The sequence below is a fragment of the Ruania alkalisoli genome (assembly GCF_014960965.1).
Classification (GTDB): Bacteria; Actinomycetota; Actinomycetes; order Actinomycetales; family Beutenbergiaceae; genus Ruania; species Ruania alkalisoli.
The window spans coordinates 3,016,359-3,031,073 of record NZ_CP063169.1 but is presented as its reverse complement, the minus strand read 5'-3'; the positions used below and the strand labels follow the sequence as shown (position 1 = coordinate 3,031,073).

The window sequence follows — 14,715 nt, the reverse complement described above, 5'->3', positions numbered from 1 at the left end:
CTTCACCTTGCGGCGAGCCCGGTCTGCGGGCCCGGAATGCTGACGCCACGTCCGGTGTTGTGCCGGACGTGACTGCAGCAACCGTGACCGTCGACGCCGCCCGGCGCGCCCGCCGCTCCGGGAGCGCTCGCGGAGCCGTTTCGGGGCGTCCGCGTCAGCGCTCGGTCTCCCGAACGCCGATCCGCGGACTAGGCTCAGGGGTGATGAGTGAGGACAACGAGCGGGCACCCCAGACCGAGACTGCGGCCGAGAGAGACCGCAGGTTCGAGTCTGAGGCGATGCCCTATCTCGACCAGCTCTACGGTGCGGCCCTGCGGATGACCCGCAACCCGGCCGACGCCGAGGATCTGGTGCAGGAGACATTCGCGAAGGCCTATGCCGCCTTCGCGCAGTACAAGCCGGGCACCAACCTCAAGGCCTGGCTGTACCGGATCCTGACGAACACCTTCATCAACACCTACCGCAAGAAGCAGCGCACCCCGCAGCAGTCGGACGCCGATCAGATCGAGGACTGGCAGATCCACCGTGCCGCTTCGCACACCTCGACCGGGCTGCGCTCGGCCGAGACCGAAGCCCTCGACTCCCTCGGCAGTTCCGAGGTGAAGGACGCCTTGGCAGCACTGCCGGAGGACTTCCGCCTGGCCGTGTATCTCGCCGACGTCGAAGGCTTCGCGTACAAGGAGATCGCCGAGATCATGGACACCCCGATCGGGACGGTGATGTCCCGTTTGCACCGCGGTCGAGCCCAGCTCCGGCAGATGCTCACCGACCATGCGCGGTCCCTCGGCATGAAAGTGGGAGAGAAATCGTGACGTCGCCCAGTGAGAACAACGGTGCGTGCCATTGCGAGGAAGCGCTCGAGCACCTGTATGAGTACATCGACCGGGAGATGTCCCACGGTGATCTGGAACGGCTGAAGGCGCACATCGCCGAGTGCGAGACCTGCCTGGACGCCGTCAGCCGGGAGCAGGAAGTCCGGGTGATCCTGCGCAAGTCTTGCGTCGAGGTCGCTCCGGACGAGCTCCGGATGCGCGTGCGCACCCAGTTGACGTTGCTGCGTCAGGGCCGTTCCTGACAGACCCGCTCCCGGTACAGCAGAAGGCCCAGGTCCCGCTCGGGGCCTGGGCCTTCTGCTCGTCCTGAAGGATTCAGGAGTTGGGGCGCTTGCCGTGGTTGGCGGCGCCGTGACGGCGTGCCTTGCGCTTGCGTCCGCGCTTGCTCATCGCAGCTCCTCGGGTCTCGGGGGTCAGGGCCAGGAGACATGATCCCACATCCGCACGCTGCCCCCCTTCCTGGTGGGTGCACGCAGGCGTAACGTTGGTGGATGCGAGCCGTCTACGCTGCCCGCCAGGACCCCGGCTCCCCGCTGACGGGGCTCGAGACGGGGGACTTGTCAGACCTGCCCGATGTGCCTGCGGACTGGGTACCGGTCCAGGTGCGGGCTGCAGCGCTCAACCATCACGACCTGTGGAGTCTGCGCGGAGTGGGGTTGCGGAGCGAGCAACTGCCGATGATCTTGGGGACGGACGCCGTCGGCCTGGACCCGGACGGGCGAACCGTACTCGTGCACGCCGTGATCTCGTCTCCGGACTGGGTGGGGGACGAGACGCTCGACCCGCGCCGCAGCCTGCTCTCCGAGAAGTTCCCGGGCACCCTGGCCGAACGGGTCTGGGTACCGGCGCGCAACCTGGTGCCCGCGCCGGCATCGCTCACGCTCGCCGAGGCAGCATGCCTGCCGACGGCGTATCTCACCGCCTACCGGATGCTCACCACGGCAGCGGGTGTGCGTCCCGGTCAGCGGGTGCTGATCCAGGGCGCCGGGGGCGGGGTGGCGACGGCGGCCCTGCTGCTGGCTCGAGCGGCTGGCGCTCATGTGGTGGTCACCTCACGGTCCGAGGCGAAGCTGGAGCAGGCGAGGGCCTTCGGCGCACAGGAGACGGTGCACACCAGCACACGGGTGGCGCCGGTGGACGTGGTGATCGAGACCGTGGGTCAGGCCACGTGGGAGCATTCGCTGCGATCGCTGCGCCCGGGTGGGGTGGTGGTAGTCGCGGGTGCGACCAGTGGCGCCGCACCGTCTGCCGAGCTGAACCGGGTCTTCTTCCGCAGCCTTCGGGTGATCGGCTCCACGATGGGCACTGCAGCGGAACTTGCGCAGCTCGTGGCGATGATCGACACGTGTGGCATCCGGCCGGTGATCGACAGCCAGTACGGGTTCGACGATGACGCCGAGATCCACAGGGCATTCCGGCGGCTGGACTCCGGTGAGGCGTTCGGAAAGGTCGTCCTCGTGCGGTGATCTGGCGCTTCCGGATGCCGGATCGGCGCGCCGGGGGTAGCGTGTGCGTGATCTCACACCTGAAGCGTTGCCAGGTGTGTGTGGGGTGAACGCGTCGTCTCAGTGCGAAGAAGGACTTCAGATGAGCGAACGACAGCAATTCAAGGGGCGGCGAGCCTTCATCTTCGCCGCGATCGGGTCCGCCGTCGGGCTCGGCAATATCTGGCGCTTCCCGTACGTCGCCTATGAAGGCGGGGGAGGTGCCTTCATCGTCCCCTACCTGGTGGCACTGATGACTGCGGGCATCCCGCTGTTGTTCATGTACTACGCCATCGGGCACAAGTTCCGCGGATCGGCGCCCTTGAGCTGGCGCCGGCTCGGTGGTGGTGCCGAGTCGATCGGCTGGTGGCAGGTCGGGATCTCGTTCGTGATCGCGGTCTACTACGCGGTGATCATCGCGTGGGCGGTGCGTTACATCGGCTTCTCAGCGACCGAAGCGTGGGGTGAGGAGCCTGGCGCCTTCCTGATCGGGCAGTTCCTGCAGCAGGCAGAAGGAGACGCCGGATTCGACGTGGGGCTGACCCTGGTGCCCGGGGTGGCGATACCGCTGGCGTTGATCTGGGTGTTCGCCCTCCTCGTACACTGGCGGGGAATCCAGGGTGGGATCGCGAGGATCTCGATGATCTTCATTCCGTTGCTGGTGGCGATCTTCCTGGTGCTGGTTGTCCGGGCGCTTACTCTCCCCGGTGCGATCGACGGGTTGGACGCGTTGTTCACACCCGACTGGTCTGCCCTGACCGATGCCGACGTGTGGGTGGCGGCCTACGGCCAGATCTTCTTCTCCCTCTCCATCGGCTTCGGCATCATGATCACCTACGCGGCACACTTGAAGCAGAAGACCAATCTCACCGGCTCCGGACTCACGGTCGCGTTCTCCAACTCCGGGTTTGAGCTGCTTGCCGGGATCGGTGTGTTCGCCACGCTCGGATTCATGGCGCAGGCGGCCGGTGTGGGGGTCAGCGAGGTCGCGGATTCCGGGATCGGGTTGGCGTTCATCGCCTTCCCGACGATCATCTCCACGATGCCCGGTGGCGCCTTCTTCGGCGTGCTGTTCTTCACCGCCCTCGTGCTGGCGGGGATCACCTCATTGGTCAGCATCGTGGAGGTGGTGCTCACGGCTATCGAGGACAAGTTCGGTCTCAGCCGGAACGCATCGGTCTTCGGGGTCGGTGGAGTGATGGCGATTGTCTCGCTGCTGTTGTTCCCCACCACCACGGGCCTGAACCTGCTGGACGTGCTGGATGCTTTCGCCAATAACTTCGGCATTGTCGGTGCCGGCCTCGCTTCGGTGATCACCCTGGCGTGGGGGCTGCGGCGCCTCGGCATGCTGGGCGATCATCTCAACGAGGTGTCCTCGTTCAAGGTGGGACTGCTCTGGAAGCTGATGGTGGGCCTGGTCACCCCGCTCATCCTCGGGTTCATGTTCGTGTCCCAGGTGATCAGCAGGATCCAGGACGGTTATGGCGAGATGCCCTCCGGCTACGTCGCCCTCTACGGCTGGGGTTCGGCCATCGGCCTGCTGGTGATCGCCGCGATCATGACCGTGATTCCCTGGCGCAAGGGCGTGGTGGCCGCTCATGACGCAGGGCAGGGGAACACCCCAACGCCCGGGAAGGAAGCATGATGGACGTCTCTGCCGTGATCATGATGATCGTCGCATTGGTTCTCGTCTGGGGTGGTCTGGTGGCAGCAGTCGTGCACCTGAGCCACCATCCGGAGGAGGTCGATGCCTATGACATCGACGACGACGGCAGGCCGGACACGCCGCCATCGACCTGACGTAGCACTCAGCGTTCGCGCATGTGGTGACGTCGTCAGCTGTCCTGAGGTAGGCCCAGCCACTCGTGCCAGCCGTTGTGCAGCACGAGCCAGGCGAGCAGACCGTATCCGGCCTGCTCCGGGTGCCGCCCGCCGGTGGAGGCCAGGTCTGCGAGCCACTGTTCGTGGTCGTGCAGCGGCTGGTAGGTCTCCACATACGGCACCCGGCGGCGTGCGCAGACATCAGCGAACGCGGTCGAGAGCTCAGCGAGCTGGCCGGGATCGACGTCGCTGCGCGGTGGTGGGCCCATGACGAAGGCGCGGATGTTCCGGTTCGAGGCGTCATCGAGCACGTTGGCGAGGTTGAGCCGGCTACGGGCCAAGGACACGCCCTGGCGAAGGTCCGCCGAACCCGGCGCCACCACCAGACGGTTCTCCCCGGTGCCGAAGCGGCGGTTGCACTCACTCTCCCAGCGACCCGAGAGCGCCGTCGTGGACTCGTCCGGCACGGGGAGGCAGAAGAGTTCGATCGGGTCCTCACTGCGGGTGCGGGCGGCGACACGACCGGTCCACCCCATCCCGCGGGCATCACCGATTCCGGCAACGAGCTCGTCGCCGACCACGCAGATCCGCCACCGGTCGCGCGCTTCCGGGGCGCGGCTGCTCACTGGGCGAACGCCTCCTCGAGCAGGGTTGCCTGCTCAGCCTGGTGCTTCCTCGCCGTGCCCGCGGACGGTGCTGCCGAGGCCGGACGGGAGATCACCCGCACGCCGCGCTCGGCCACGACCGGCGCGTAGGCGGGCATCCGGGTGATCAGGTAGGTCCAGGCGCCCTGGTTGCGCGGCTCGTCCTGCACCCACACGAACTCGGCGTTCGGGTAGCGCTCCAGTTCGGCCTGGATGGCCCCGGCATCGAGCGGGTACAACTGCTCGATCCGTACCAGGGCGACGGATTCGTCCTCCCGCTTGGTGCGCTCGGCGAGCAGGTCGTAGTACACGCGCCCACTGCACAGCAGTACCCGGCGGACGTTGCCCGGATCCACGGCGGTGTCGCCGATAATCGGCTGGAACGTGCCGGTGGTGAAGTCCTCCAGCGAGGAGGTGGCCGCCTTGAGCCGCAGGAGCTGCTTCGGGGTGAACACCACCAGCGGGCGGCGTGGTCGCTGGTATGCCTGCCGCCGCAGCAGGTGGAAGTGGTTGGCCGGGGTGGAGGGCTCCGCCACGATCATGTTGTCCTCGGCGGAGAGCTGCAGGAAGCGTTCCTTGCGTGCCGAGGAGTGGTCCGGGCCTTGCCCCTCGTACCCGTGCGGCAGGAGCAGCACGACCGACGACGTCTGCCCCCACTTCTGCTCAGCGGAGGAGATGAACTCGTCGATCACGGTCTGGGCGCCGTTGACGAAGTCACCGAACTGGGCCTCCCAGAGGACGAGCGCGTCGGGGCGCTCCACCGAGTAGCCGTACTCGAACGCGAGGCAGGCGTATTCGCTCAGCGAGGAGTCGTACGTCCAGAACTTCGCCTGATCGGGTGTCAGGTACATCAGCGGCGTCCACTCGGCGCCGTTGAGACGGTCGTGCAGGACGGCATGCCGCTGCACGAAGGTGCCGCGACGGGAGTCCTGGCCGGCGAGCCGCACCGGAGTTCCCTCGATGAGGAGGCTGCCGAAGGCGAGGATCTCGCCGAACGCCCAGTCCACGGCGCCTTGTGTCGACATCGTGGCACGCTTTTCCAGCAGCTGGTTCAGCTTGGGATGGACGTTGAAGCCCTCGGGTGGCCGGGTATGCGCGGAGCCGATGTGCTCGACCACCTTCGCCGGAACGGCCGTCTGCCAGCCCACCATCACCCCGGCGTCTTCGAGCTGAGACTCCGGCGGCTCGAGGCCGGCGACCTGGGTGCTGGTGGAACGCTGAGTGCCGTCGCGTGCCTCGGTGAAGACACGCTCCAGCTCACCCTTGTAGTGCTGGAGGAACTCCTCGGCCTCGTCGGCGGTGATGTCGCCGCGGCCGACCAACGCCTCGGTGTACAGCTTGCGGACGCTGCGCTTCTTCTCGATGAGGGAGGTCATCACCGGCTGCGTCATCGACGGGTCGTCGCCCTCGTTGTGCCCACGGCGGCGGTAGCACACCATGTCGATGATGACGTCCTTGTTGAACTGCTGCCGGTAGTCGAATGCCAGTTCGGCCACGTGCGCGACTGCCTCGGGGTCGTCCCCGTTCACGTGGAAGATGGGGATCTGCAGCCCCTTGGCGACGTCGGTGGCGTAGAGCGTCGATCGTGAGGCGGAGGCTCCGGTGGTGAACCCCACCTGGTTGTTGATGAGGATGTGCACCGTGCCGCCGGTGCGGTAGCCGCGCAGCTGGGACAGCTGCAGAGTCTCGGTGACGACGCCTTGCCCTGCGAACGCGGCATCGCCATGGATGAGGATCGGCAGCACCGAGAACCCGGCGCCGCCGAGGTCGATGCGGTCCTGCTTGGCGCGGACCACGCCCTCGAGCACGCCGTTCACGGCTTCCAGGTGCGAGGGGTTCGCGGCGAGGTAGACCTTCGTGGTCGCTCCGGAGGAGGCGGTGAACGTCCCCTCGGTGCCGAGGTGGTACTTCACGTCTCCGGAGCCCTGCACGGTGCGCGGGTCCTGGTTGCCTTCGAACTCCGCGAAGATCTGGGCGTAGGACTTCCCGGCGATGTTCGCCAGGACGTTGAGCCGCCCACGGTGCGGCATCCCGATGCCGACCTCGTCCAGGGACTCCTCGGCCGAGCGCTCCAGTATCCGGTCCAGCAGCGGGATCAGTGACTCCCCACCTTCGAGGCTGAAGCGCTTCTGGCCGACGAACTTCGTCTGCAGGAAGGTCTCGAATGCCTCGGAGGCGTTGAGGGTGCGCAGGATGCGCCGCTGCTCCTCGACCTCGGGCTTGGCCCAGCCGGACTCGAGTCGCTGCTGGAACCATCGCCGCTGCGCACCGTCGTGCAGGTGCATGTACTCGGCGCCGATCGTGCGGCAGTAGGAGTTGCGCAACAGCCCGAGGATGTCCCGCAACAGCATCCGCGGTTTCCCGCCGAACCCGCCGGTCGGGAAGGTGCGGTCAAGGTCCCACAGCGTGAGCTGATGGTTCTGCACGTCCAGGTCGGGGTGCTTGCGCTGGCGGTAAGCCAGCGGATCGGTGTCGGCGAGCAGATGACCGCGGGAGCGGTAGGCGTGGATGAGCTCGGCGACCCGCGCGGGCTTGCCGAGGTCATCGGGGGAGTCAGCCGAGACGTCGGTGGTCCACCGCACGGGCTCATATGGCACGCGCAGGGCCGCGAACACGCGGTCGTAGAAGCCGTCCTCACCGATCAGCTTGCTGTGCACGATCCGCAGGAAGTCACCGGACTGGGCGCCCTGGATGATCCGGTGATCGTAGGTGGAGGTGATGGTGAGGATCTTCGAGATGCCGAGTTTGGCGATCGTCTCCTGGGACGCGCCCTGGTACTCGGCCGGGTAGTTCATTGCCCCGACGCCGACGATCGTGCCCTGGCCCTCCATCAGGCGGGGTACCGAGTGGACCGTGCCGATGGTGCCGGGGTTGGTCAGGGTGATGGTGGTTCCGGCGAAGTCCTCGACGGTGAGGTTGTTGTTGCGTGCCTTGGCTACCACGTCCTCGTAGGCCCGCCAGAACGCCGCGAAGTCCATCGACTCCGCACCCTTGATCGAGGGGACCAGCAGCTGGCGAGTACCGTCCGGCCGGGCCAGGTCGATCGCGAGACCGAAGTTGACATGAGCGGGACGCACTTGCCCGGGCTTGCCATCGACGGTCCGGTAGCCGGCGTTCATCTCGGGCATGTCGCCCAGCGCTTCGACCACCGCGAAGCCGATGAGGTGGGTGAAGGACACCTTCCCGCCACGGCCACGACGCAGGTGGTTGTTGAGGACGATCCGGTTGTCCACGAGGAGCTTGGCCGGCACCGTGCGCACACTGGTGGCCGTGGGGACGGCGAGGCTGGACTCCATGTTGGTGACGACGCGAGCTGCCGGCCCCCGCAGCCTGGAGACCTCGTCGTCACCTCCGGCATCGCGGGGTCCGCCGCCGGTCATCGAGCGTGTATAGGCCGCCGTGGGCGCCTCTGCTGTCGCCAGCGGCGGCTCGGGCGGGACATCGCCCTGCACGGTCAAGGTCGGTGCCGTGGTGTCGTTCGCCTGCGCAGTGCTGGCCGGAGCGGGTTCGACCGGGTGGGCCGGGACCACCGCCGGGGTGCTCGGCGCCGGGGTGGCGGGCGCCTTCGGCGGTGTCGGAGTGTCTGCGGGCCGGGCGCTACGGTGCGCCTCGGTCTGGCCGGACCCTTCGCCCTCCCCATAGGAGGCCGGGTTCACCTCGCGGGGCGAATAGGACTCGAAGAAGTCCCACCAGGCCGGATCCACCTGCGACTTGTCCTCGCGGTACTGGGCATACATCTCTTCGATGAGCCACTCGTTACCGCCGAAGGCCGCAGATGCTGACGTGTCGTCGTGGGGTGCCTGCTGGGACACTCGGGGATCGCCCTCTTTCACGCTGGAATCGCGATGTGGATGTGTTGGCCACCAGCCTAGGCGAACGACGGTGGTGGGGGCGCCCATTCCCGGCGCGTTTGCGCGATCAGTCCCGGATACTGACACCCGTCCGGGTCGTGGTGCCAACCGTTCGTCAACAGTCGGTCACGGGCTGGCTGGGCGATGTCCAGTTCCGGGACTGTCGGCCGACCGGGAGGGCCCAGCTGCTGGCAGCGTCACCCGGATCATCGCCCCGGACCCGTGGGGCGGGTCGACGACCGCGATCGTCCCACCGTGCAAGGTCACCGCCCAGCGCGCGATGGCCAGCCCCAGCCCTGTGCCGCCGGTGCTCTGGCCGCCGCGCTGCCCGGGTGCATTGCCGCGTTCGAACCGTTCGAACACCTTCTGCCGGTCCGCCACCGGGATCCCTTGCCCTTCGTCCAGCACCTCGATCACGACGGCGGCCCTCGCCCTGTCCGCGCGCGCGGACAGCCAGATGGTTCCGCCGGGCGGGGAGTGCCGTGAGGCGTTCTGCAGCAGATTGAAGATGACCTGCCGGAGGCGCTCGGCGTCCGCGCGTAGCCGAAGGCTCGCCGGTTCGACGCCGACGTGCCAGTGCAGACCGGTCTCAGCTGCCGGGCGGGCCTGAGCGGCGGCGTCCTCGAGGAACGGCAACACCTCCAGATCGCTCAGATCGAGGTCGGCGGCGCCGGCCTCCAGGCGGGACAGGTCGAGCAGGTAGGTGATCAGCCGGGAGAGTCGTTCCACCTGAGTCAGGGCGGACTCGAGCGCCTCGGGCTCGGGTGCCACCACGCCGTCGGCAAGATTCTCCAGCTGGGCGCGTAGCGCGGCCACCGGGGTGCGCAGCTCGTGGGAGACATTGGCCACCATTTCCCGGCGCTGGGTATCGAGAGTGTCCAGGTCCTGAGCCATGGAGTTGAACGCAGCGGCGAGCTGACCCACCTCGTCCTGGCTGTCGGTGTGCACCCGCTGGCTGTAGTCCCCGCGTGCCATGGCGCCCGCCGCGCTGGTCATCTCCCGCAGCGGCCGGGTCATCCCGCGTGCGAGGATCTGAGTGAGCACCAGCGAGCACACCAGGGCCACCGGAAACGTCCGCAGCACCCCGAACTCGAAGCGGTCCCCGATCCAGGTCACCACCGTGAACAGGGCCACGGTGGCGCCGATGATCACGATGAGTTTCATCTTGATCGAGCGCACCGGATCCAGCGGGCGCAGATCCCCGTAGATGCCGTCCAATCGGTCACGCCAACTGACGGCGCCCCGTGCGTGCCGTAGTCGTCCCGCCCGACTCATGGGGCCGGTCTCATGTGGTCGGTTCGAGTGCGTATCCGACCCCGTGCACCGTCCGGATCAGATCCGAACCGAGCTTGCGGCGCAGCGCCTTCACGTGCGAGTCCACGGTGCGCGTGCCGGAGGCGTCCACCCAGTCCCAGACTTCGGCGAGCAGTCGTTCGCGGGAAAGCACCGTGCGCGGGCTCTGGGCGAGGCAGGCGAGCAGGTCGAACTCGGTGGGGGTCAGATGGGCTTCGTTCCCGTTGCGGATGACTCGTCGAGCGGCCCGGTCGATGACCAGGTCGCCGAGTGCGAGCGGGGCATCAGCCACCCTGTGCTCCCCGTTCGGCGGCGCCTGACGGGCGCGATCGACCCGCCGGAGGAGGACCTTCAGTCGGGCGAGTAGCTCGCGCATCGAGAACGGCTTGGTCAGGTAGTCGTCGGCTCCCACGCCCAGCCCGATGATCATGTCGGTCTCATCGTCGCGTGCGGTGAGCATGAGGATCGGGGGAGCGGTGGTGCCGGCGCCGGCGTGACTGGCCTGGATCCGGCGGCACACCTCCAGGCCGTCGATACCCGGAAGCATCACGTCAAGCACGATGAGGTCGGGTCCGAGTTCCTCGGCGGCCCGGACGCCGTCGGGCCCGGTTCCCGCGATATGCGGGCGCCACCCCTCGGCCTCGAGGCGGCGAGCGATCTGGTTCGCGATCTCCGGCTCGTCCTCGACGACGAGCACGACGGTCGCGAGAGTCCCTGCGGCTGCGGCAGTCATGGTGAAACTCTCGCACAGGTGTGGTGTGAGACGACTCGCACACGCGGCGCGGGTGTGGACTCTTGACGGCGCTGTCCGTTATGCTTTCGTGATCTGGTTTGCTTGCTGTTCACCACCGGTGGACTCGACGTAGACTGGCCACCTTCCCTGACGTATGAACGTGGGTGCCACGTGCGCCCGAACCACTGTCCATCCCCGTCCGACCCCCGTCCGGAGGCCGTGTGAGTCCTCAGCGTGTGTCTTCCGCTGACGCGCTCCCGACTCGGCGACAGCTGCGCCTCGCCGCGCAGCGTGAGCAGGGTGGCCCCGCCTCCGCTGGGTCACAACGGGAGCGGCCGCTGACCCGCCGGGAGATCCGGGCGCGGGAGCGTGCTGCGGCCGCCGAGCGTGCTGCCGATGGCGCGCGCGAGGACGTGGCGCCTGATCGTGATGATCGCGCGGACGCACCGGGCACGAGTGCACAGCCGATCTCGGACGAGCAGATGGCGTCCGGCGCGGAGGCGGTCACCACAGGGCCGGTCGTGCTGGGCGAGAACCAAGACCAGGTCCAGGATCGTGACGCGGTGGCTGTTGTGCCCGTCGACGTCGCAGGCGAGCACGCTGCGATGGATGCGCATGTGCCGGGTGATGCTGCAGCGCAGAAGCCATCCACCTCCGCCCATCCTTTCGGTGAGGTTGTCCTCGGTCAGAGCGCGAGCAACCGCGAGCAGCGCCGTGCTGCGCGTCGGCGGTCTGCTTCGCAGCGCGGCGGGACGACCTACCGGTGGCTACCGCGCCTGGCTGTCCTCGGCGCGCTCGGCGCGCTGACCACGGTGGTGCCGCTGAGCGGTGCGGCCACACCCGCCACCTCCACGGAGATGGCGACCGGCAACCCGGTGGCCGCGAACAGCGCATACGACGTCCTCACCTCCGGTGGTACCCCGGACTTCTCTGGCGCATCCACTGCGCTGGCGGCTGATCCGTTGGCCTCGCTGCGCTCACTCGTCTCGGCGAGCCGGAGCGGGACCGAGCGGATCCCCAGCTCCTGCGTCACGACTCCCGTGCAAGCCAACGGTGTGCTCGCCTCCGAGGTGGAAGCGACTGCACCACCTATCGTGCAACCGCTGGTCGAAGGCAACTACCAGCTCACGTCGCGCTATGGCAACCGGGTTCACCCGATCTGGGGGTCCTACGGTCAGCACACCGGTCTGGACATGTCAGCGGCCGCCGGAACGCCGATTCACGCTGTGGCCGATGGCACCGTCACCTACGCCGGGGTCGGGCGCGACGGTCGGTCGAGCATGTTGGTGATCATCGAGCATGAGGTCGACGGGGAGAAGTTCTGGACCTGGTACGTGCACATGTACCCCAACGGTGTCTATGTCCAGGCCGGCCAGCAGGTCTCCGTCGGCGAGACGATCGGCGCGGTCGGTTCGTACGGCAACTCGACCGGACCGCACCTGCACCTCGAAGTGCACCTGGATGAGTCTCTCACCACGGTCGACCCGGAGCTCTGGCTCGCCGAGCACGCGGTGCCACTGACCTCCGAGACCCTGCAGTGCACGGAGAACTGAGCCCGTAGCGCCGGCGAGCAGGGCTGGTGCGGTGCTGGCAGCGGGGGCCGTGACCTACAACAGGTTCATCCCCCACGTCACGCTGTGGCTGGAACCCGGAGCGAGTCGCACGAGGTCACTACCGGTGCGGAACGCGTCAGCGATGCAGCTCATGGGTTCGGCTGCGAGTCCGGTGCGCTGGGCAGAGACTGCGGCGACGTGGTCCCCGGTGCACATCTGCCAGCAGCCCATCGACCGGTCCATCCACACCGCGGCGGTGCGACCGTCTGAACCGCGCAGACGTAGCCATGACAGGCCGTCTGCATCGTAGGTGGCACCGACGAACGCGTCGTCGAGCTCGGTCCGCGCCAGGCGGCGTGGCTGACGGAAGTCCAGCTCGGCGGGTAGGTCCGCCACTCCGGTCGGGAGGAGGCGGTCGTCGGTGGGTATCCACCGGGTGGCATCGAGCTGCAGCTCGGCGTCGTCGAGCGATCCGGGGCCGGGAGAGAGCCACGGATGGAAGCCCACGCCGTAGGGGGCATCGGCTGTTCCGGTGTTCGTTGCCGTGGTGGTGATGTGCAGGCCGTCCGCTCCGAGTGCATAGCGGACGGTGAGCGTCAGCGCGAAGGGGTATCCCGGCGTCGGAGGGAGGTCGAGCCTCAGGAGGACGACGTCTGCGGTGTGCTCGTCCACGGTCCAACGCTGCCAGCTGGCCAAACCGTGTAGGGCCGTGCCCCGCGCGGGCTCGGTGATCGGTACCTGGTAGTCGATACCGTCCCACGTGTACTGGCCGTCCCGGAGCCTGTTCGGCCACGGCGCCAGCACTGCTCCGTGGGAGGCCGGTGGCAGATCGTCTGCCGAGAACGGGACGACGACGTCGCGTCCTCCGACGTGGAATTCGCGCAGGTGAGCGCCTACCTCGGTCACGGTCGCGACCGCCTCGCCGCTGGTGATCTGAAACTGCTGTCCGGTGGGTGAAGTGGGCTGCACGGCCTCACCCTACTGCGCTCACTTCTGCCCGTGGCGCGAGGACCGGATGATGGGCCCTCGCGCGGAGGTGCTGGGACCAGGCATACTGGACGGACGATCAACGGCTGACCATCGGGGGAACGATGCGCACGACCACGCCGCTCGAGGGCGCCATGCCGCAGTCCGGCGAGACTGCCGAGCGCATCGAGGACGCTCTGACGGGGCTGGGCCGGCAGTCCCATCAGCTCATCGCGCGGATGTGCCAGGAGGGTCAGTCGCTCGAGGATGTCGCGGCAGAGCTCGATCTGGACGTGACCACCGTGGCGGCTCGTGCTGTCCATGCCGACCGGCAGTTCCGGCGCGCCTACATCGCCCCCGCCATCGCCGCTGCCGACAACGTGGTGTGCGATCGGTATCGCAAGCGGCTGGTCGCCGCGGCAGTCAGCGTCCACGAGCTGCCGACCTCACGGCATGGCCGCACGTGCAGCGGCTGCCGGGCACAGACGGCCGCCATCGCCGCGGCCGCATCTCAGGCGGACACATTTCTCAACCCGCTCGCCTCGACCATGTTCCTCGCTCCAGGTGCGGTGGTCCTCGCGGATGGCGGTGACGAGCCTGAGGAGCGACGGCGCGGGGTGCCGTGGCGGATCCCGGTTGGTGTGGCCTTCCTGCTCCTCGGACTGCTGGTCCTCGTACTGCCGTCGGCTTTGAGCCCGCTCGAGGCTCCCGCGCAACAGGCCGGTCAGCAGATTGGTGCCGGGAGCGACGGTTCGTCCGATCGGGTCGGCGAGGGCGGCAGTGGCCTCGCGCACGAAGCGGGCGGGCTGAACGAGTCGGAGAGTGGAACCGCCGAGCCCACGAAGGAACCCAGCGAGGATCCGACCGAGTCGCAGGATGCTCCGGCGGGTGACCCTGGCACCACTGGTCCGGGCTCGACTGATCCGTCGGCGACGGGCAGCACCGGATCCGGGACCACGACGACAGGTGGGAGCTCCCAACCGTCGTCCTCGCCGTCGGCGGGTGGGACGACGCCGCCCAGTGAGCCGTCGCCCTCGCAGCCGGCCCCCAGTCAGCCGTCGCAGCCCTCTCCTTCGCAGCCTGCGCCGTCTGAGCCGGAACCGACGCAGCCGAGTCCGACACCCGCTCCCAGCCCGACCCCGACCCCTGCACCCACGACGCCTGCCCCCAGCCCGGATCCGGAGCCCGAACCCGAGCCGGAACCGGAGCCCGATGAGGAGGAGTCCGGCGGCCTGGTGGGCGATCTAGTGGGCATCGTCGACGACCTGCTGGGCGGCCTGCTCGGGACTCCCTGAGCAAGGGGGCTGAGAGGCCGGAATCAGCGAATCCCGGCGGGAGCCGTCGCTACGCTCGTCGGCGAATCCACTCGGGAGCACAACGGCGCAAGCGCCTCGGTGCCCCCGGCGGGATTCGAACCCACGACCTTCTGCTCCGGAGGCAGACGCTCTATCCACTGAGCTACAGGGGCGGACGCCCACTGGAAAACCAGGGGCTGACACCGCAGTGGAGACTACCAGGGCACCGGTCCAGGAAAGAA

13 protein-coding genes and 1 tRNA gene are annotated in these 14,715 nt (G+C 68.1%); 7 read left to right on the top strand and 7 right to left on the bottom strand.

Annotated features, from left to right (window positions below; all coding sequences use genetic code 11):
* The first annotated feature begins 59 nt into the window (after positions 1-59).
* Positions 60-812: a sigma-70 family RNA polymerase sigma factor gene (locus tag IM660_RS13510; protein WP_425503835.1), complete on the top strand. Its 753-nt coding sequence runs from the start codon at positions 60-62 to the stop codon at positions 810-812.
* Positions 809-1,075 (top strand): mycothiol system anti-sigma-R factor, encoded by a 267-nt coding sequence (gene rsrA / locus IM660_RS13505; RefSeq protein WP_193496231.1) that lies wholly within the window; start codon positions 809-811, stop codon positions 1,073-1,075. Before IM660_RS13510 ends, rsrA begins: the two co-directional genes overlap by 4 nt.
* A gap of 73 nt (positions 1,076-1,148) precedes the next feature.
* On the opposite strand, the gene IM660_RS20025 is transcribed toward rsrA, so the two are convergent.
* Complete coding sequence (locus IM660_RS20025) at positions 1,149-1,223, bottom strand: 50S ribosomal protein bL37 (protein WP_420853348.1); 75 nt, start codon at positions 1,221-1,223, stop codon at positions 1,149-1,151.
* 101 nt (positions 1,224-1,324) lie between these two features.
* Here IM660_RS20025 and IM660_RS13500 point away from each other — a divergent pair, with 101 nt between their 5' ends.
* From IM660_RS13500 to IM660_RS13490, 3 genes are all read left to right on the top strand, one after another.
* A complete protein-coding gene (locus IM660_RS13500; RefSeq protein ID WP_193496229.1) occupies positions 1,325-2,299 on the top strand; it encodes a zinc-binding dehydrogenase in 975 nt (324 codons plus the stop codon).
* A 121-nt stretch (positions 2,300-2,420) separates the two neighbouring features.
* Positions 2,421-3,962 (top strand): sodium-dependent transporter, encoded by a 1,542-nt coding sequence (locus IM660_RS13495; RefSeq protein WP_193496227.1) that lies wholly within the window; start codon positions 2,421-2,423, stop codon positions 3,960-3,962.
* Complete coding sequence (locus tag IM660_RS13490; protein ID WP_193496225.1) at positions 3,962-4,117, top strand: methionine/alanine import family NSS transporter small subunit; 156 nt, start codon at positions 3,962-3,964, stop codon at positions 4,115-4,117. Before IM660_RS13495 ends, IM660_RS13490 begins: the two co-directional genes overlap by 1 nt.
* A 35-nt stretch (positions 4,118-4,152) precedes the next feature.
* Here the strand turns inward: IM660_RS13490 and IM660_RS13485 are convergent, their stop codons facing one another.
* From IM660_RS13485 to IM660_RS13470, 4 genes are all read right to left on the bottom strand, one after another.
* Positions 4,153-4,764 carry a GDSL-type esterase/lipase family protein gene (locus IM660_RS13485; protein ID WP_281389249.1) on the bottom strand — a complete coding sequence of 204 codons (612 nt, stop codon included), beginning with the start codon at positions 4,762-4,764 and terminating at the stop codon, positions 4,153-4,155.
* Positions 4,761-8,594 carry a multifunctional oxoglutarate decarboxylase/oxoglutarate dehydrogenase thiamine pyrophosphate-binding subunit/dihydrolipoyllysine-residue succinyltransferase subunit gene (locus tag IM660_RS13480; RefSeq protein ID WP_281389248.1) on the bottom strand — a complete coding sequence of 1,278 codons (3,834 nt, stop codon included), beginning with the start codon at positions 8,592-8,594 and terminating at the stop codon, positions 4,761-4,763. Before IM660_RS13480 ends, IM660_RS13485 begins: the two co-directional genes overlap by 4 nt.
* Before the next feature lie 165 nt (positions 8,595-8,759).
* Complete coding sequence (locus IM660_RS13475; RefSeq protein ID WP_193496222.1) at positions 8,760-9,908, bottom strand: sensor histidine kinase; 1,149 nt, start codon at positions 9,906-9,908, stop codon at positions 8,760-8,762.
* A 10-nt stretch (positions 9,909-9,918) separates the two neighbouring features.
* Complete coding sequence (locus IM660_RS13470; RefSeq protein ID WP_193496220.1) at positions 9,919-10,659, bottom strand: response regulator transcription factor; 741 nt, start codon at positions 10,657-10,659, stop codon at positions 9,919-9,921.
* A gap of 236 nt (positions 10,660-10,895) precedes the next feature.
* On the opposite strand from IM660_RS13470, the gene IM660_RS13465 reads away from it, so the two are divergent.
* On the top strand, positions 10,896-12,212 hold the full coding sequence (locus IM660_RS13465; protein WP_193496218.1) for a M23 family metallopeptidase: 1,317 nt from the start codon (positions 10,896-10,898) through the stop codon (positions 12,210-12,212).
* A gap of 54 nt (positions 12,213-12,266) precedes the next feature.
* Here the strand turns inward: IM660_RS13465 and IM660_RS13460 are convergent, their stop codons facing one another.
* Positions 12,267-13,181, bottom strand: coding sequence for an aldose 1-epimerase family protein (locus IM660_RS13460; RefSeq protein ID WP_193496216.1), 915 nt, complete (start codon positions 13,179-13,181; stop codon positions 12,267-12,269).
* A gap of 122 nt (positions 13,182-13,303) precedes the next feature.
* Between IM660_RS13460 and IM660_RS13455 the strand changes: the two genes are divergently transcribed.
* Positions 13,304-14,473, top strand: coding sequence for a hypothetical protein (locus IM660_RS13455; protein ID WP_193496214.1), 1,170 nt, complete (start codon positions 13,304-13,306; stop codon positions 14,471-14,473).
* Positions 14,474-14,573: 100 nt separating this feature from the next.
* Here the strand turns inward: IM660_RS13455 and IM660_RS13450 are convergent.
* A tRNA-Arg gene (locus IM660_RS13450) sits at positions 14,574-14,646 on the bottom strand.
* Positions 14,647-14,715 lie beyond the last annotated feature (69 nt).